13 protein-coding genes, 2 tRNA genes and 1 other annotated feature are annotated in these 19,767 nt (G+C 47.1%); of the genes, 3 read left to right on the plus strand and 12 right to left on the minus strand.

Annotation, left to right across the window (positions count from 1 at the left end; all coding sequences use genetic code 11):
* Positions 1-29 precede the first annotated feature (29 nt).
* Entirely contained in the window at positions 30-494 is a 465-nt protein-coding gene (locus KGF65_RS07065) for a hypothetical protein (RefSeq protein WP_105924343.1), read from the plus strand.
* Positions 495-636: 142 nt separating this feature from the next.
* Here the strand turns inward: KGF65_RS07065 and argS are convergent, their stop codons facing one another.
* The 12 genes from argS to KGF65_RS07125 all read right to left on the minus strand — a co-directional run bounded on the left by argS (position 637) and on the right by KGF65_RS07125 (position 14,084).
* Entirely contained in the window at positions 637-2,325 is a 1,689-nt protein-coding gene (gene argS / locus KGF65_RS07070) for an arginine--tRNA ligase (protein ID WP_105924342.1), read from the minus strand.
* Positions 2,326-2,598: 273 nt separating this feature from the next.
* Positions 2,599-3,045: a GNAT family N-acetyltransferase gene (locus KGF65_RS07075; protein ID WP_105924341.1), complete on the minus strand. Its 447-nt coding sequence runs from the start codon at positions 3,043-3,045 to the stop codon at positions 2,599-2,601.
* A gap of 153 nt (positions 3,046-3,198) precedes the next feature.
* Positions 3,199-3,273, minus strand: a tRNA-Asp gene (locus tag KGF65_RS07080).
* Positions 3,274-3,325: 52 nt separating this feature from the next.
* A tRNA-Gly gene (locus KGF65_RS07085) sits at positions 3,326-3,396 on the minus strand.
* A 63-nt stretch (positions 3,397-3,459) separates the two neighbouring features.
* Entirely contained in the window at positions 3,460-3,705 is a 246-nt protein-coding gene (locus tag KGF65_RS07090) for a hypothetical protein (protein ID WP_003638418.1), read from the minus strand.
* A 126-nt stretch (positions 3,706-3,831) separates the two neighbouring features.
* Positions 3,832-5,223: an MATE family efflux transporter gene (locus KGF65_RS07095; protein WP_216748246.1), complete on the minus strand. Its 1,392-nt coding sequence runs from the start codon at positions 5,221-5,223 to the stop codon at positions 3,832-3,834.
* Positions 5,224-5,678: 455 nt separating this feature from the next.
* Positions 5,679-7,457, minus strand: a complete 1,779-nt coding sequence (locus KGF65_RS07100) for an SLC13 family permease (RefSeq protein WP_216748247.1) — start codon at positions 7,455-7,457, stop codon at positions 5,679-5,681.
* A 472-nt stretch (positions 7,458-7,929) separates the two neighbouring features.
* Positions 7,930-9,669 (minus strand): aryl-sulfate sulfotransferase, encoded by a 1,740-nt coding sequence (locus KGF65_RS07105; RefSeq protein WP_105924339.1) that lies wholly within the window; start codon positions 9,667-9,669, stop codon positions 7,930-7,932.
* A gap of 45 nt (positions 9,670-9,714) precedes the next feature.
* A complete protein-coding gene (locus KGF65_RS07110) occupies positions 9,715-10,683 on the minus strand; it encodes a bifunctional oligoribonuclease/PAP phosphatase NrnA (RefSeq protein ID WP_105924338.1) in 969 nt (322 codons plus the stop codon).
* Positions 10,673-11,296, minus strand: a complete 624-nt coding sequence (cysC, locus tag KGF65_RS07115; RefSeq protein ID WP_105924337.1) for an adenylyl-sulfate kinase — start codon at positions 11,294-11,296, stop codon at positions 10,673-10,675. Before cysC ends, KGF65_RS07110 begins: the two co-directional genes overlap by 11 nt.
* Positions 11,297-11,299: 3 nt before the next feature.
* A complete protein-coding gene (sat, locus tag KGF65_RS07120; protein ID WP_003638412.1) occupies positions 11,300-12,475 on the minus strand; it encodes a sulfate adenylyltransferase in 1,176 nt (391 codons plus the stop codon).
* The gene (locus KGF65_RS07125; protein ID WP_105920824.1) at positions 12,453-14,084 is read right to left on the minus strand and encodes a sulfotransferase family protein; all 1,632 of its coding nucleotides are present in this window, start codon (positions 14,082-14,084) and stop codon (positions 12,453-12,455) included. Before KGF65_RS07125 ends, sat begins: the two co-directional genes overlap by 23 nt.
* A gap of 1,188 nt (positions 14,085-15,272) precedes the next feature.
* Positions 15,273-15,512, plus strand: a binding site (T-box leader).
* A gap of 61 nt (positions 15,513-15,573) precedes the next feature.
* On the opposite strand from KGF65_RS07125, the gene metE reads away from it, so the two are divergent.
* Positions 15,574-17,880, plus strand: coding sequence for a 5-methyltetrahydropteroyltriglutamate--homocysteine S-methyltransferase (gene metE / locus KGF65_RS07130; protein WP_216748248.1), 2,307 nt, complete (start codon positions 15,574-15,576; stop codon positions 17,878-17,880).
* A gap of 14 nt (positions 17,881-17,894) precedes the next feature.
* Positions 17,895-19,751, plus strand: a complete 1,857-nt coding sequence (locus tag KGF65_RS07135; protein WP_216748249.1) for a bifunctional homocysteine S-methyltransferase/methylenetetrahydrofolate reductase — start codon at positions 17,895-17,897, stop codon at positions 19,749-19,751.
* The last annotated feature ends 16 nt before the right edge of the window (positions 19,752-19,767 follow it).

Consider the following 19,767-nt stretch of genomic DNA (forward strand, 5'->3'; position numbering starts at 1 on the left):
AAAAAGATTAAGCAGGGAGATGACTCACAATGAAAAAATTAGCCATGCTCGTGGGCGCTGACTACATTCGGTGTGCGTTGTTTACGATTATCGCAGTATACGCCGTAACGGCATCACCCACAGGTCAGTTCAAATTTCATTGGACACTCGTCAATGGTTATCTGCTCAGTGCCTATTTCGTTGCACATCCCTTATTAATGGCGCTAGTGCCTAAACTTACCCGTCACCCGTTTCAGCTGATTTCCGCCGCTTCGAAATCACTACACCAAACGACTGGCAACCATCAGAGTCTCACCGAGATCTATCACAACGCACTCAATCCGGTCATCAGCCGTGACATGTTACTGGCTAAAAATGAGTACCAAGATGACTTGATGGGCATCACCGTCGCTTTCATTATTCACGGTTGCCTGCAGCTACTGGCGTGGCCGCTGGTTATTATTATTGGCACTTCACGTGGTATCCACTATTTGTGGAAGGTCAAAATACGCTAACCAGTTACTGACTAACAGGCGTTACCTAAGCGCAATCCGGTCCACAACGCGTTATGCTCGAGAATATGCTGGCTAAAAAAGTCGCCCCAAGAACTTGTCCATTCTCAGCGCGACTCGATTTAAAACTTTAGTTATGCATAAATTACATTTCGTCAGGCGCCTTAACCCCAAGTAAGCGCAAGGCTTCCTTCAAGACGATGCTGACACTCTTGACCAGTGCAAGCCGTGCATTCAAGTCATCATCTTCGACTAAGATCTTCGTGTTGGCATAGTACTTGTTGAAGGCCTTTGCCAAGTGGATGGCGTACTTGGCAACCACTGATGGTTCGTATTCGGTACTTGCCCGAACGACCGTGGCTGGGAATTCGCTCAATAATTTGAGCGTATCCCAGGCAGCAGGGTCTGCTAAGGCTTGATCCGTCGTGGCAATTTCGGGGCTACCCGCTTTGCGTAAGATACTTTCCGCCCGAGCATGTGCGTATTGTACGTAAGGTCCAGTCTCACCTTCAAAACGAACGACTTCTTCCAAGTTGAAGTCAAAGCTGTTCATCCGTTCGTTCTTCAAGTCATGGAATACGACGGCGCCAATTCCGACTGCATCCGCAACTTCATCCTTGTTAGGTAAATCAGGGTTCTTGGCTTCGATTTGTTCATGTGCTAACGAAACGGCATCATCTAAGACTTTGTCTAACAAGATGACCCGGCCACTCCGCGTTGACAGCTTCTTACCACCAGAAGTAATCAAGCCGAATGGAATATGATGAATTTCATCCGCCCAGTCAAAGCCCATTTCGGTCAAGACGGCCTTCAATTGCTTGAAGTGGTTCGTCTGTTCGTTGCCCACGACGTAGAGGGATTGAACGAAATCATAAGTCCGCTTCCGGTAAATTGCGGCAGCTAAGTCCCGGGTGATGTACAGTGTCGCACCATCAGACTTCTTGATCAGAGCTGGATTTAAGTCATATTTGCTCAAATCAACAACTTCAGCACCTTGGCTTTCTTGCAACAAGTGCTTGTCTTCCAAGATATCGACAACTTCTTGCATCTTGTCGTTGTAGAAGGCTTCACCCTTGAAGGAATCAAAGTCAATGTCTAACCGTTGATAAATCTTCTTGAAGGCTTTCAGTGATTCAGAACGGAACCATGACCATAACTTAGTCGCTTCTTCATCGCCATTTTCCAACTTTTTGAACCATTCACGTGCTTCATCGTCCATTTCTGGGTGATCAACATCTTCCTTATGGAACCGCACGTAGTACTTCAACAAGTTATTGATTGGGTCAGCCTTGACTTCGGCTTCACTCCCCCACATCTTGTAGGCGGTGATCAACTTACCGAATTGCGTGCCCCAGTCGCCCAAATGGTTGATTTTAACGGGTTGGTAATCCAACTTACTTAAGATATTGGCTAACGAATTACCAATCACGGTTGAGCGTAAATGCCCCATTGAGATTGGCTTAGCAATATTTGGTGATGACATGTCAATCGGCACTTGACCCTGTTCACCTAACTTGCTATCACCAAAATGACCTTCAGCGCTCAGTATTTGGCCTAAAATATCGGCCGCAAACGCATCCTTCTTGAAGAAGAAGTTGACGTAAGGGCCCATGGCAACGACCTTTTCAAAATCAGTGTCGTCAACCTTTTCGACGATGTCACTGGCAATCATCTGTGGTGCTTTGTGTAACGTCTTAGCCAACGTAAAAGTTGGAAAGGCTAAATCACCTTGTTTGGAAGTCTTTGGTTGTTCGAGTTTTTCGAAAATCGCTTCCTTAGTGAAATCTGGTAAGGCAGGCGCTAAGGCTGCCGTAACGAGTTGTTTGTAATCCATATTGTCCTCCTTGACTTGCGTGGCGGGACAAAAAAAGTCCCCTACATATTTTTATAACATGTAAGAGACGAGATGTTCCCGCGGTACCACTCTAATTGATATTGCATCCACTTATTATCGAATTGTCGTCTTCAAAAGCGCGCTTCCAATATGGCTCAGATTCGGCTTCCATCATCCCGAATTCGCTGTGCTGACCCGTTATTGTACTATTCTTTCTCATTAGACGTGTAAATTTTTACCATGCGTTAGTATAACAGAATTTATTGCATTTGACTAGCGTAACTTCAAAACCATGTCTTGGTGCGGAATACCGTCCTCCAGATAGACTGCTGACACGGGCTCAAAGCCAAAGCGACGATAGAAGCGGTCCAAGTAGTGTTGTGCCTGGATATTGACCTGCGTCGTTTCCGGCCATAACGCATTGATCTGCTCAAGCGCCCGCTGTACCAATTGCTTGCCGGCACCCTGACCACGAAAATCCGGATTCGTCAGCACCCGACCAATGCGGGCCTGATGATTGGTTTCCTGCATCAAGCGTGCGTATGCAATTAAGTACCCCTGTTGATCCTGCCCCAGTAGGTGCCAAGCGGTCAAATCGGTATCATCGACCTCTTGATACGGACAGTGCTGCTCAACGACGAAGACTGCAACTCGTAGCTTGTAGATTTGATGCAATTGGCGCACCGTTAACTGATCAAAAGCAATTGTTGTAAAATTCATCGAGTTCTCCTCTTTTCATCCAAATTGGCCAGAATGTCAGTGCAAATCAGCAATTGACCGTACCAGACTTTTATAAATAAAGTGAGGCCAGCCATCAGAGATTGATTCTAACAAAAAAACGTGCCGTCAAACGACACGTTTCCATCTAAATTACGGTCCGTACGAGACTCGAACTCGTGATCTCCTGCGTGACAGGCAGGCGTCCTAAACCAACTAGACCAACGGACCATAAGTGAGGAGCTTGTAGCAAAGGCCATTTCAACCTCGAAGTTAACTACAAAGCGGGTGACGGGAATCGGACCCGCGACGCAAGCTTGGGAAGCTTGAATTTTACCACTAAACTACACCCGCATTTAACAACAGAAATTAGTATAGCATACATTTTTTCTGTTGTCATGGTTATTTATAAATTTTTTAGTCTTCTTTTTGAGGAACCACCTTGGCTTTTGGTGCCGCCTTGATGAGCTTAGCGTCTTCCTTACGAACAACGGCCCGGTGGTTGTACTCATTGACGATTGGTTCGTCAGCTTTTTCAAATTCTTTAATGAGGATCAAAACTGAATTTTCATACACTTTTTCAATTTCACCCTTGAAATCGTGTTCTAGTGAAGCAAACTTTTTACCGGCGACATAATCGCCAATTTTTAATTCTACGGCCATGTGTTAAACTCCTTAACCCTTCTTGGTGTGCCGCTAGTTCACTGTTGCTAGCGACCTATCCAGAAACTTTTAAAATAAAATTGATAACAAATATTATCAAAAAATCCAGCTTGTTGCAAGTCTTAATTATGATTTGTCGAAATCCGCCAAAATAGGTGTCGGTTCTTCAGCGACCACGGTCGTCATGCGTTCTTGAAGCCGCAAATCACGAACGGACTTAATGTACGCTGGCAAAAGTACGGCACACGATCCCAGCCAGGCTAGTGGCTCTGAGCTACATGCCCCGGCGTAACCAAGCAGTCGAACCAAAATCAAAGCAGCGAACACCCGCATAAATAGTTCCGCAGCCCCGGCCAGTGTCGGAATCGCACTGCGACCCAGACCTTGAAGCGTGTTACGCATAATGAAGAGCATCGACAGTAACAAATAAGTACTCCCAATGACGTTGAAATACGTCTGCGACAAGTTCAGGACGGCCACATCTTGATGACCAACGAAGAAGCCGACCAGTTGCTTGCCCCAGATAATTTCAATCAGACCAGCAACGACACTAAAACTCCCCGACAGCCACATCGTTTGTTTGACACCCGTAATAATCCGCTCATACTTGTGGGCGCCGTAATTTTGAGCCGCAAAGGTCGCCATCGTGACCCCAAACGACATCAGCGGTTGCGTCGCCAATTGGTCAATTTTTTGAGCGGCAGTCGTTGCGGCCACAGAGTTCGTTCCGAGACTATTCAGCGCAGCTTGTAAGACAATCGTTCCAATCGCAATGATCGACATTTGAAACGCCATTGGTAAGCCGACGTTCAAATGTGCCCGTACTTCTGCCCAGACTAGCTTGAAATGGCGCCAGCCAATGTGCAGAATCGGCACCTTGACCATGATATACACGACGCACATCAGGGTCGCAATCGCTTGTGCCAGAATAGTGGCCCAGCTAGCACCGGCGATGCCCCACTTAAAGACCAGAATGAACAGTAATTCGAGGCCAATATTAATTAAGGCACTGATAATCAGAAACCACAACGGTGTCCGACTATCGCCGAGTGCGCGAATGATGTTCGACAACAAGTTAAAACCAATCGGGGCTAACATCCCGCCAAGCATGATTTGTAAGAAGGTCCGGGCATCCGCGATAATATCCGTCGGCGTCTGCATCAGCAACAAAATATGGTCCACAAATATCAGCGACAGTACCGTCAAAATAATACCGACGATCAGACTGACCACGATACTGATAGCAAAACTCCGCCGAACTGCTTTAAAATCACGGGCACCAAAATGTTGCGCCGTTAAAATCGACAGCCCGGCCGTCAAGCCTTGCGCGAACCCGATAATCAAGAACTGGACACTCCCCGTTGACCCGACAGCTGCTAAGGCTTTGACCCCAAGCGTCTGACCAACGATCAACGTGTCTGACAAACTATAAAATTGCTGAAAAATGTTACCGATTAGTAATGGAATTGTAAACCAGAAAATTAATTTTAACGGTTTCCCCTTTGTTAAATCGTTCATTTCCGCACTCCTTTCGTTAATTAAGATGGCCTGCTTGTAATCGTTTTCCTGTTGACCAAACAATCAAGCAAACTTTGCTAGTATATCAACTTTGGTTTTAGAATACTAGTGGTTTGTTCCCTAAAAATTAAATAATTTATTTTCGCAATTATTTGGGGCTTCCGACTTGGGATAATCAAGTCAGTGACTGGCAGTCAGAACCGCCCCAGCTGCCATCATCGCATGGTACCCAGGGCCACTCGTTTTGGTATTCCTACCACGACATCCCCCGTCTTTCCACCGTGACACCCCATTCAACGCAAAAAAGCGTCCAGAAATTCTGCACGCTTGCGTTTAGTTTAGTTTCTCTGATCAACGCGTCATCCGCATCCAGCGAGCAACGCAATCAGATTTTATTCAATTAGTCACTTGTACTCGCGGCCAGCCAAACTTCATGCCGCAGATTAACGTCAAAATTACAGTATCACCATATAATAGTAATACGAAACGAAGACACAGACGACCATACAGATTAAATTCAGTGGAATCCCAACTTTGAAGTAATCAGTAAATTTATAATGACCAGGTCCATACACAATCAAGTTAGTCTGATAGCCGATTGGCATCGAAAAGTCTGCCGTCGCCGCAATCGTGATCAGCATGACCAACATCATAACGGGCAGGTCCTCCAGTTTGGCGGCCGACACGACCACTGGAAACATTAACGAGAGCGCCGCCGCGTTGGATAAAATAGCTGTCAGGAAGTTCGTGACAAAGTAGATCAAAAACATGTAGATGATTGGTGATGCGTTACCAGTAATGGCAACTAGCGACTTTGCAATGAACTTATCGGCACCGACATTGGACATCGCTAATCCTAGACCATAACTACTTGCGACTAGGAACAGCACGTTCATATCGACCGCCTTAACAATATCACTGATCGACACACACTTCGTCAGGAATAACACCACACATGATGCGGCCAAACCAACGAATAAATCAATAATCCCCATCGTTGAAACGACAATCGTCGCCACTAACAAGAAAATCGGTAAAAAGTCTTTGTAGGTATGTTTGCGGGACTGGACGGGTTGTGAGTTGAAGACGTGCAAGTCTTTCAAAGTCGCCAATTCATCCTGGTCACTCGTTGTAATCATGACCAGGTTGTCGCCACCTTTGAGCCGAATGCCACCGAGCCGACCTTCCAGATTGACGCCATTCCGCCGAATTGCAACGACGACACTACCGAAGACGTTCCGGAAACGGGCGGACTTGATACTTTGGTTAACTAAACTCGAAGTGTCAGGAACCGAAACTTCGACTAACCGTGCCCGTTCGTTGGTAATATCTGCCAAATTAATTTTCTGAGTACTTGGGACCAATCCCTTAATATTCATTAAATCGTTGATGCAATCAAAGGTCCCGGTAAAGTACAGGCGGTCGCCGAGTCGTAACACCGTATCATCCGCAACCGGCACGATTGCCTGTCCACCCCGGTTGATGGCGGCTAAAAAGGATCGTGGCAAGTTCCGTAATTTGGCTTCAGCCACCGTTTCATTCAAGTGTTCAAACTCATCAGAAATCGACATTTCAATCAAATAATCATTCGGTTCAGCGGCCACATCATCGACACTGCTACCATAATAGCTTGGCAATAGCCGGTAACCGACTGTTAGTAAGTAAATCAGCCCAATAATTGTGATTGGGATCCCCACAATTGCGAGGTCAAACGTTCCGAACTTAGCCAATTTATACTTCGATAATAAGCCCTGCGCCACCAAGTTGGTCGACGTCCCTAACACCGTCAACAACCCACTCAAAATCGTGGCGTACGATAATGGAATCAAAAATTTAGAAACCGCCATCCCCTTGCGCTTGGTCCAGCGCTGAATCATTGGCGTCAAGGTTGACACGATTGGTGTATTATTCATGAAGGGCGAAATCACACAGACACTGGCGAGCAGCCGCAACAACGACCGTTTTTCATTATGGCCATCACCGAGAATCCGGTCAAATAATCGAGTAATCAAATTACTCTTCGCGATGGCGTACGCGATAATATACATTAACGCGATTGTCGCGAGCCCATCATTGGCAAATCCAGATAAGGCATCCGTTGGCGATAGAATCCACACGAACATCAAAAATGCCAGGGCACAGAGGATGACCGCGTTAGGCGTGGTAATTTCCATGGCCATTAATACAAATGATACTAATAACGTAATTAAAACTATTGCAATATTGAGGGTCATCGTCATCGCTCCGCTTCAGCTAATTTCTATTCTTTCCAGTAATCTGAACATCCCCGGTACCACTTCAGAAACCAAGTCATTCATTAATACAAGAACCATTTTAGACTTGGAATATGAACTTAATTACGTTACGGTATGAAATAATTCCTGATTTTCAGATAATTTTGCGATGAATTTATGACTTTTTTGTTAACTTATTGGTTTAGACTAATTAACGTTTTCGGTATGGTGAAGATTACAAGTGAAGCACGGTACTCGCCACGCCAGTCAGGGCTCACGTGGAATACTTCGGCTCAAACTCCGGCTCAAACTCCGGCTCAAAAAAATAAGCCCCTCGCGCCAAAACCGCGAGGAACTTATTTCCATCTAAGATTTGTGTGACGAATGAACTTCACATCACTGCCAGTCACCTAGTGAACCAGGCTGCAATCCTGCACTTACTAGCTATATGATCAGTTCGTCAATCGCAACACTACTCATTGATCCCATAAGCATGCTTCGTTGGATACAATGAGAAACGTTCTGCCCGGTAGACGTAACCACCGCTTGGCAATCCTGTCAATTCAACGTTAAACACTTGTTGCTTGCTCTTGAGGTCGTATTCAATAATATTGGCCGACTTACCATTGTTCAACCAACCAAAGTCGATCAAGCGGTTGGAAGCACTCAAGTAACGGTTCGAACCAATGATATTCGCGAAGTTCTTCTTACCGAGTGACTTCCCATAAGCACCGACTTGTGAAATAGTCTTGGTCTTCTCGTTGATGTGGTATTCGACACCTTCGGAATACTTACCAGAAGAGTCTTGCAAGGACTTCTTGGTCGTCCCGACTGCCACATTATTGTTGAAGATCATCACATTCAAGGAACCCTTGTTGCCTAAGGTCGATGGGTCCACAATCGCCGCATGTTGACCACCTGGCCAGGCAATCTTACCCTTAGCCTTCAGCAAGTACTTGCGGTAAGACTTCGGCCATGCCGACCGTTTCTTACTGGAGAGAATCCACTTGATTTTTTCGGTCTTGTAGTCGATCTTCATGACTAAGTTTTGGTTCCGACTAGAAATAATCAGGCTCTTGTCCGTCTTGTCATAATAAACTGAGTTTTGATGGAACCAGTCTTTCTTACCCATGTATTTATTCGACTTAGTAGCATTGTACTTAGTATAGAACTTGGCCGGTAACAGATTCTTCATGTTGATGACCTTGGTGATTTTACCGGTCTTATGCGAAATAACGATCATGGTATCTTCGACATAAGTCCGACCACCATCTGAAACGGTCGCAATCAAGTCACCGTTTGGCAACTCAGTCACATCATGGTGGACTTGGTTATGGTTCTGCTTCTTAGAACCCTTAGCCTTGCCCCAAGCCTTATGGTTAAACTTGTAAGTCTTGTAAACTTTACCCGTGTAGTCCATTTCCACTAACTCGTCGAAGTATGAATTCTTAGCATTCGACTTGGTCCAAATGAGCAAATGTCCATTGTTGAGTTGTTTGAAAATGTGTGAGGTTGGCCGCGTGGTGTACCACCGAATATTACCATCGGCATCGATCCCAAAGGATAAGTTCTTTGACTGCTTGCTACCAGAAATCGTTGTCCGAACCATGAAGGTCAACTTCGAATTTCCAGTACCGAGAACCATCTTTTGTTTGTTAGCCTTCTTAACGTTGATTTTGAAATCCGTTAACGCTGAAGGTAACTTGGCCGTCTTCAAACGAATCGTTTTGGTCGTTGACGTCCCATTCTTGTACGTTACCTTGATTTTAACTTGGTTATTCGTATTCGCATATAACCCGAGTACCGTCAAGTCATGGCTCGTCGAGTACTTACTGATGGTATTGGAGATTGACGTCTTGGCACTCTTACCAACCACGGTATAACTCACTTTAGCCGCCTGATCCGTGTGGAAAATCACCTTAGCCGAAAGTGGTGAAACGCCGTACGGATTGACTTTGGTATACATGTTATTGACCGTGTAATTCTTATTAGCGACGGCCTTCTTGAGCGTTGCCGTCTCACCCGCTTGGGCCTTGATTTCAGTCTTGACCAAACGCGTGTTGATATCCTTCTTCGTCTTACTTGCCGACCGGACCTTGCTAGTCGTCGTCGAATTCGTCGTAGATTGATGATACTTGTAATATCCCCAACCACCGCCGATTGCAACCACAATGACGACAATTAGTGCAATCAACCAATTTCGCTTTCGCATTTACCATTCACCAACCCTATTACTTTATTTATAATATTAACCTAATTATACTTGCTCTGATGCGGTTTGTGCTAACACTTGCGCTCGCATTTGGTCAACGACTTGCTCAGCCGAGGCTAAATCTGGCACAAATGCCCCGCTCGCTAACGGATGACCGCCACCATTGAAGGCCTTTGCCACGCCGTTCACGTTGATGGCTTTCGAGCGGAAATGGACCCGATAATTGCCTTCTGGCGTTTCGATGAAAAATAGCCAGACTTTAACCGTTGTCAGATTCCCAGGCAGCGGTACGATCGCGTCCTCATCGCCGTAGTTAATGTCCCACTTTTCAAACAACTGGCGCGGCAACACCACGTGAGCTAAACCGTTTGCTTCAATCGTTTGCTGACTCAAGACGTAACCGTACAATTTGCTCAACGCCGGGGTCAAATCCATCTCATGGTGACTCAAAGTAGCGATGTCGATACCAGTTGCCGCGAGCTCACTCGCAATCGCTAGCGTTCTCGCCGTCGTTTCCGGCGTTGAAAACCGCACCGTATCACCGATAATACCGGCGTACAAATCGGTCGCAATCGCAGTATCGATGTTAAAACGGGCTGGGTCACTCTTTGCAAGGTCAAAAATCATTTCCGAACAACTACTGTAACTTTCATCGACCCAGTTCAGTTGTCCATAGGGATCTCGATTGGGGTGATGGTCGATTTTAATCGTAAATGCGTCGCTCGGCAGATCACCGGCTAATCGCTGCTGGTTGGCACAGTCGACTGCAATGACCAAATCCGTGGACTGCGGCGTAATGGCTGGTTGGTCGTCGGCATGCAACCACGCCAAATGGCCCGGAACTTGGGCCATCGCCACCACCGTTTTGTCTGGATAAGCCGCGCTTAATAGTGCGACCAGTCCAAACTGAGCCCCGATTGCGTCGGGATCTGGATTGGTATGACGATAGACCAAGATTCGGTCCATTTTAGCGATTGATTGCACGATAGCAGTCAAGATTTCGTTAGTTTTCATCGGCAGTCGCTAAGCTAACGTAGTTGTGATCAGCTAAGTAAGTCAGGACTTGCTTGACTGAATCCGCTAGCGGTTGTTTGGAAGTGTCGATGGTAATTTCGGGGTTGAGCGGTGCTTCGTATGGCGCATCAATACCCGTGAAGCCTTTGATTTCACCGCGACGAGCCTTGGCATACAACTGCTTAACGTCGCGTTGTTCGCAGACTTCCAGCGGCGTATCAACGAATACTTCGATGAATTCATCCGCTTCAAGGTTCTCACGAACTTTATCACGGTCGGCCCGATATGGTGAGATGAAGGCAGTCAAAGTAATGACGCCCGCATCAATGAACAGTTTGGCAACTTCACCGATCCGGCGAATGTTTTCTTCCCGGTCTTCAGCTGAAAAGCCCAAGTTACTGTTCAGTCCAAACCGCATATTGTCGCCATCTAAGACGTAACTACCAATTTGTTGGTCAAACAAGGCCTTTTCAACGGCATTGGCAATCGTGGATTTACCTGAACCTGAGAGCCCAGTAAACCATAGGACGACACTTTTGTGATGATTGAGTGCTTGGCGTTGTTCCTTACTAACTTGTGAATGATGCCAAGTGATATTCTCTGACTTTGTCATTCATTAAACCTCCTGTTGCTGTTCGCGTTTCCGCTTCAAACCTTCGATTAAGACCTTGGCAACTTCTGGACGAGAAACTTCCTTTGGTGGCACGATCCCATCAGCCAACATCTTACGGACCTTAGTCCCACTTAATGAGATATGGTCTTCTTCGCCGTGTGGGCAGGTCTTTTGAGTGGCCATTGAACCACACTTTTTGCAGTAAAAGGAGTTATCAAACTTGAAGAAGTGCATGCCCATCTCATCTTCAACGGATGAAATCAATTCTTGGGCTTCGTAAGTACCGTAGTAATCGCCAACACCGGCATGGTCCCGGCCGACGATAAAGTCAGTACAGCCGTAATTTTTCCGAACGATGGCATGCAAGATGGCTTCCTTAGGACCAGCGTACCGCATTGCAGCTGGATAAATGACTAACCGCACTCGGTCTTCTGGGTAGTAGTACTTCAGAATCGTCTTGTAGCTTTCCATCCGGACATCCGCTGGAATATCATCGGCCTTGGTTTCACCAACTAATGGGTTCAAGAATAAGCCGTCAACGTTTTCTAAGGCTAATTTTTGAATATATTCATGAGCACGGTGAATTGGGTTCCGTGTCTGGAAACCAACGATGCGCTTCCACCCTAAGTCGTGGAACATCTTGCGAGTCTCGATTGGTTCCATGTAGTAATCACTGAAGGCACCGTGGTCTGGCTTGTGGAGCAACTTGATGGCGCCACCCAGATAAACGTCACCATTGGCGTATAGGCGTTTAACACCAGGATGGGCTTCTTCGGTCGTCTTATACACGTTCTGAGCTTCAAGTTCTTTGTCAGGGACGTACTTGTCTTCAACCCGCATCGTCCCGTAAATAATGCCATCTTCACCCTTTAAGGCGATTTCACTATTTAATTCGATCCGGTCGGCATCTGCTTGGCTGACACCGAGCGTAATCGGCACACTCCAGATTACCCCACTCTTCAGGTGCATCGTGTTGACAACTGAATGGTAATCGTCACTCAACATGAACCCCGTCAGTGGACTAAACCCACCAATCCCGATCAATTCCAAATCAGAAATATTCCAATTATTGATGGTCAAGCTTGGTAATTGTTCGGCTGCTTGCCGTGTTTCATCGCTAAAATCTTCTAAGTTGATTAACTTACCACCATGGGCTTTAATTCCGTACACTGTTTGCATATTGATCACCTTTCACATTTAAAATTTCATCATAATTAACACTTACAAAATGATTTAACGTTGCTTGTTTGGTACTATCCTGACTGGCTTGTTCACATAGCGCAGTCAATGTGCCAGCGACTTCCTGGAAATCGATTGGCGTCCGTAATTTGAATGTTTCATCCGGTTTCGAATCAGTTGGCTGGTCCGCCTTAGTCGGTTCTGTGGCCACAAACGCCTTGAGCGTCGCCTGAGTCGCGGGAGTTGCTAACTGGTCAGCCATGATCACTTGGTACGGTGGCCGTTCAACGGCGTGTAGCGTCCGAATCAAGTGTTGGATGGCAATCCGCAGTTCTCGTGGATCATCGATTGCCGTCAAATCATCCGCAATCACCACGTTATGGGTGTCGGCACCCAGTTCGCGGCTGACATTGGTCAACATTTCGACGATTTCGTTGTTTTTAGCATCGCCAATACCCCAGAGTGCCTCGCGTTTGGCATTCTTACGCAAATAATTGTTGAGTTCTTCCTTCTGCTCAACGACTAAGTAATCTAACGGATAAGTCTTGACGTTCAGGGTCTCATTGTTCAACCGTTCGCTCAAATCTTCGGCAACGGCATGACTGTCGGCTTCTGTCCCGACCATTTTGACTTGGTTGGCGCGTAAAATGTCATTGACTTGGTCAACTTGCGCTTGGTCTTCACCAAAGACGAAGAACGTCTTACTGTTGATCTTAGCGTTGAAGTCCCGGTATAACGACCCGTAATCAGCTAAATATTGGTCCGTCATCTCATCGATCTTTTGTTGGAATTCTTCTGAAGCAAAGAAGTCCGGATCTGCGGCAGCTTGCCGGCCTAGTAAGTAAAGTGCCTTAACGTCTGGTTCCACATCTGTACGCGCTTCAAAATCCGCTAAGCTCTCACCGCTATCACTCTTTTGTAGGGCTGGATCAATGAAATCATCGATTTTAGCTTGCAAGGCGGCCTCATCGTCGGTCCATGGTAAATCAAATTGGGTGGCGATACGTTTGAGTGTCGTTAAGGTCTGACCAAACAAATCTTCATACGTCACAAGGATTCGGTGGGTCCGGTCACTGTCACGTAAAGATAACAGCGTCCGTACTTGCCATTGGCGCATTGCTAAGGTCGTATCCCGGTGCCAAGCACGTTCGTTCGAATGAACCACGTCCATTGGATTCCGTAACAACACGATTTCGGCTGGTAAGACATCAACGTCGGCTAAGACATGCTGCCAGAGTTCGATGTAATCATTCATCCGTGGATCCTTGATTGCTAAATATTGTTCGTTTTCAAAGAAATTTTTGAGGTAGTTGGTTAAGTCCGCCCGATCTTTTTTGATCTTCGGACTATCGTAGTAACCCTTAAAAGCCGGTCGATAACGAACGCGACTTCCTAAGGACTTATGAATTTTGATAACGTCCTTATTTTCGAAGTAACCTTTAGGATTGATTTTCTTGCTTGGTGCCAATAAATTATCGGTTCCTAACGAAATACCCATCAAATTAATGCATTTCGTCATAACTGAGGTACCTGATCGGCCGCTCCCCAGAATTAGTACTGCCTGCTTGGGCTGTTGGTGGTGGTTAAATAATCGTTGCCACAAACTCATTAATTCATCATCCTCATCATTATTTATTTTATTTCTGATACTTCGCTAGTGGGCTCACCAACTATACTAGCAACTTTTCAGTAAAAATTAATAACCATAACCCGAAAAAAATGTGATGATTTCGTGAAGGTTGCGGCAGTTTGTATGTAGATGGCTGGAATTGTCGTGATAGCTAAAAACGCTGATTTATCGGGGATTGTGGCACTTTTTCATTTTTATAAAACTGTCTGATTCAGTTTAGCTTCGAGACGGTCGCTGGCAAGCGTGAGATGTTCGGTATGAACTAATTAAATACGTTAATCAACCTAACAACCGGTCTAAATCGACGATAATTCTATTGATAATTAGCTCATTTGCGACCCCGTGGATTGCAGTTGATGTGGTTAGGATGAACAGTCTAAGTTCAAAAACTACCAGCTTAGAACCGCTGGAAAATAAGACGACTTGCCTTAAACATTCCGTGATACCTGCGTCCTATGCCAGCTTCCAGGCATTCTGGGATGGCATTCGAAGGGCAGATATGTACGGACTCAGCTTTTTATTGGATTAGTCGTTGGTTCTTAGCATACGGTACTTTTAACAAGTAACTTCACTGAATTTGTCAGGATTTCCTCTGGTTACCTGAGATAAAAAAGGCTCAAGTTATAAACGAAGCCCATTTTACCGACTAGCTTCAAGACTAGTGTCCATTGAAATTAGTGGCATTAAAAATAGTGAATAATATTCAGATAATCTTCTCAGTACTCGAACACTAAAAGTATCATCGATTCTGATTAAGCCTGTGCCTGAAGAATCTGTCACCAAATATTCAGTGGTCAATTGTGCCTAGTTAGGTGGTCGTTCATCTGTCATTCGAGCGGGTTCCCGACTGGCCGGACTGCCGGACAATGCTCAGTAGCCAAATTATTCTTAGCTGGAAGTGGGCTGCTTCCGGCTTAGAATAAGACTCGTATTTGAAATTGCGCAGTGGGTTGCTGCGTGAGTTCAAATCGATGTCCGCCCTGTTCCAGCGTTGTCAGCCGGCCCCGGAGGTCGGAATATGGCGCGCATCGGCTGACGAACAAGAATCCACAATTAGCACGTTTGAATCATCTTTAATGTCCATTAACACAAAATATGTTAAAAACATTAAAAAATAATTTGACTAAATGAGTAAACGGTGGTATTTTCTAATCAATCATAAAACACGTAAACGTCCCGAAGAGGAAAGTAATCGTCGCTACCCGTGCAGTGAGTTTGGAATAGTGGAAACCAAACCGGAAATCGACTGATGAAAAATGGCCTCCAAACGGCACCACTGAGCACTTGCTAGGTGATGACAGTTAGCTGCTGTTATTAAGCTACCGTATGAAACGTACGGGTTGAGGTCAACATCGTGAGGTGTTGGCGAATTAAGGTGGTACCGCGAACGGCAACTTCGTCCTTTAATGAGGATGAGGTTGCCGTTTTTTGTTTAAATTAATGAGCAAATGAGAAGGAGTGGTCAGCGATGACAATTATTAATAGCAATTTGGGGTATCCACGTTTAGGGGAACATCGGGAATGGAAACATCTATTGGAACATTTTTGGAAAGGTCAGCTCGACAACGCGACCTTCCACGCTAACGCCAAGAAATTACGGTTGGCTAATTTAAAAAAGCAACGTGACTTAGGCGTCGACTACATCCCGGTCGCGGATAATTCCGACTACGATCACGTCCTAGACACCCTGGTCGCCTTCAACGCCATTCCAACGCGCTTCGGCCACTTTGACCAGGCACTTGATTTACCAGATTATTACGCGATTGCGCGTGGTACGGATACGGCGGTCGCCGCTGAAATGACGAAATGGTTCAACATTAACTATCATTATATCGTGCCAGAATTCGACGATGTCACGTTTAAACTACTCGACAATCGTTGGTTGCGGTACTACCAAGAAGCCAAGCAAGAATTAGGCATTGATGGCAAGCCCGTCATCTTGGGCCCAGTTTCGTTTCTGAAACTCGGCAAACGAAACGGGCAGTACTTGGACGACGCCGCAGTCGCTGAATTACTCCCACAACTCCTGCCACTTTATCAGCAGGTCTTCCAGGAACTCGCGGACGCTGGGGCTAAATGGATCCAACTGGACGAACCAACCCTGGTCAAAACGACGCAGCCAGACGAACTCCGCCCCTACACCACTGCATTGACTGCCTTACACACAGCTGTGCCGGATCTAAAAATCGAATTACAAACCTATTTTGACAGTCTGGACCTATATGACCAAATCGTTGACCTACCCGTCCAGGCGCTGGGGCTTGATCTAGTCCACGACCACGGTGAAAATCTGGACCACTTGCGCCAACACGGTTTCCCAGCTGACAAAATCTTAGCCGCTGGGATTATCGACGGTCATAACGTCTGGGCTAGCGACCTGAACGTCAAACTCGAGCTGGTGCAACAATTGCGCCAAATCGTCAGTGACGACCAACTGTGGCTACAACCCGCTAACTCGCTGTTACACGTGCCAATCACGACCAAAAATGAAACGAAAGCCGATCCTGTTCTGCTCGGTGGCCTGGCTTTCGTCGACGAAAAGCTCCAAGAGTTGCACGTGCTGACGGAAGCCGCCAATCATGGCGTCGATGCAGTTCAAGCCGCGTTTGGCCGCAATCAGACCAACTTAACCGCGCTCAATCAATCCAGTCACCGGAATAATCAAGCCGTTCGAGCAGCTGAGGCCCAGCTCGAAAATCAGAAATTTGAACGGCAGGCCCCATTTGCGACCCGTATCAAGCTACAGCACGACCGCTTGCGGTTGCCACTACTGCCAACGACCACGATTGGGAGCTTCCCGCAAAGTGCCACGGTCCGCGCGAAACGAGCTGCATGGCGCAAAGGCAATCTTTCGGATGCCGACTATCAAGCCTTCCTCCACGCTGAAACTAAGCGCTGGATCAAGTTGCAAGAAGACCTCGGTTTGGACGTCCTGGTCCACGGCGAATTTGAACGGACTGACATGGTCGAATACTTTGGTCAAAAACTGACTGGGTTTTACGCCACTCAAAACGGCTGGGTCCAATCCTATGGGTCACGCGGGGTTCGGCCACCAGTAATCTTTGGCGACGTGGCTTATACCGAAGCGATTACCGTCGCTGAATCCGTCTACGCGCAGAGTTTGACTGACCGGCCTGTCAAGGGCATGCTGACGGCGCCGCTGACGATTATCAACTGGAGCTTCGTTCGCGATGACATCCCTAAGGCCCAGGTTCAAAATCAAATCGCATTGGCGCTCCGGCAAGAAGTCAACAACCTCGAACAAGCGGGGATCAAGATCATCCAAGTCGACGAACCCGCACTTCGAGAAGGCTTGCCACTCAAGCAGCGCCACTGGCAGGCTTACTTAGACGAAGCGGTCTACTCATTTAAGATTACGACAACTGGCGTCCAAAATGACACCCAGATTCACACCCACATGTGCTACTCGAATTTCGCCGACATCATCGACACCATCAAGGCATTAGATGCTGACGTCATTTCGATTGAAACGTCACGGAGCCACGGCGAAATCATCAGTGCCTTTGAGCAAACGGGCTACGATAAGGAAATTGGCCTCGGGGTCTACGATATTCACAGTCCCCGCGTCCCAAGTGTGGCCGAAATCGAAGCCAATATCCAACGGGCACTGCGGGTCATCGATGCCCACCAGTTCTGGATCAATCCTGATTGTGGTCTCAAAACCCGTCAGGAACCAGAAACACTGGCGGCCCTCAAGAACATGGTGGCTGCTCGTAACGCGATTCAAGCTCAGCTCACTAGCAGTGTCCATTAAAGGAGGTCGTGCGGATGAATCTCAAACAAGCCTTACAACAGCGAGTTCTCGTGGCTGATGGCGCAATGGGCACCCTTTTATATGGTAACTACGGCATCAATTCGGCCTTTGAAAACCTCAACTTGACGCATCCGGACACGATTTTACGCGTGCATCAATCCTATATTCAGGCGGGTGCAGACATTATTCAAACGAACACCTATGCGGCCAATCGGCTGAAATTGACGCGTTACGACTTACAAGATCAGGTCACGACCATCAACCAGGCTGCCGTCAGAATCGCCGTCACCGCCCGCGAGCATGCCGATCACCCCGTTTATATTCTAGGGACGATTGGTGGTCTAGCTGGTGACACTGATGCGGCCGTCCAACGCGCCACACAAGCCGAAATTGCGGCCAATGTCACCGAACAACTGACCGCCCTACTAGCAACAGAACAGTTAGATGGGATTTTACTGGAAACTTACTATGATTTGAGTGAATTATTAGCGGCACTCAAAATCGTCAAAGCACACACGGATCTACCGGTGATTACGAACGTATCAATGTTAGCCGCTGGTGTCCTGCGCAACGGGACGAGCTTCACGGATGCCATCGTCCAACTGCACGCGGCCGGCGCGGACGTGATTGGGACGAACTGCCGACTCGGCCCCTACTACCTCGCGCAGTCGTTTGAAAGTTTGGCGATTCCAGCGGATGTCAAGCTCGCCGTTTACCCAAATTCCGGGTTACCGGGCACTGACCAGGACGGCGCAATCGTCTATGATGGCGAACCGAGTTACTTTGAAGAATATGCCGAACGCTTTCGCCAATTGGGCCTGTCGATTATCGGTGGTTGTTGTGGGACGACGCCACTTCATACCGCAGCGACCGTTCGCGGCTTAAGCAGTCGCAGTCTAGTGCCGCATAACGCACCGACCCACGTGGCCCAAGCGCCAACGCTCGTCACGACGAAAAGTCAGCACCGGTTTTTACACAAAGTTGCGACGGAAAAGACGGTGCTAGTCGAGTTAGATCCACCGCGTGATTTCGATACCTGTAAATTTTTCCGGGGCGCTGAACGTCTCAAAGCAGCCGGTGTCGATGGAATAACGCTGTCGGACAACTCCCTAGCGACGGTCAGAATCGCCAACACCGCAATTGCGGCGCAGTTGAAGTTGAATTACGGCATCACGCCAATCGTTCATTTAACGACCCGTGACCACAACTTGATTGGCCTGCAATCCGAAATCATGGGATTGCACAGTCTCGGCATTGAAGACATCTTGGCCGTGACCGGTGATCCGGCAAAACTCGGCGATTTTCCGGGTGCGACTTCGGTCGGAGACGTCCGTTCTGTTGAACTGATGAAGCTGATCAAACAGTTTAATAGCGGGATTGGTCCTACTGGGAAGTCGTTGAAAGAAGCTAGTGACTTTCGGGTCGCCGGTGCCTTCAATCCGAACACGTATCGGACCGATGTGTCGACTAAATCGATCAGTCGCAAACTCAGTTATGGTTGTGACTACATTATTACGCAACCCGTCTATGACCTCGCTAATGTCGATGCATTAGCCGATGCGCTGGCTGCCAATCAGATCGACGTGCCAGTCTTTGTTGGCGTGATGCCCTTAGTTTCGCGTCGTAATGCTGAATTTTTGCATCACGAAGTCCACGGCATCCGGCTTCCTAAGTCAGTGCTGGAACGGATGCAACAGGCTGAATTGGACGGCAACGAACGAGCCGTCGGAATCACGATTGCCAAGGAGTTAATCGATGGCATTTGTGCCCGTTTCAACGGCGTCCACATCGTCACCCCGTTTAATCGCTTCAAAACGGTGCTCGAACTCGTCAATTACGTCCAGCAAAAAAATTTAACGAAAGTCCAATAAAAGAAACCGCCGCCAG

Source organism: Lactiplantibacillus sp. 30.2.29 (genome assembly GCF_018991255.1).
Taxonomy (GTDB): domain Bacteria; phylum Bacillota; class Bacilli; order Lactobacillales; family Lactobacillaceae; genus Lactiplantibacillus; species Lactiplantibacillus pentosus.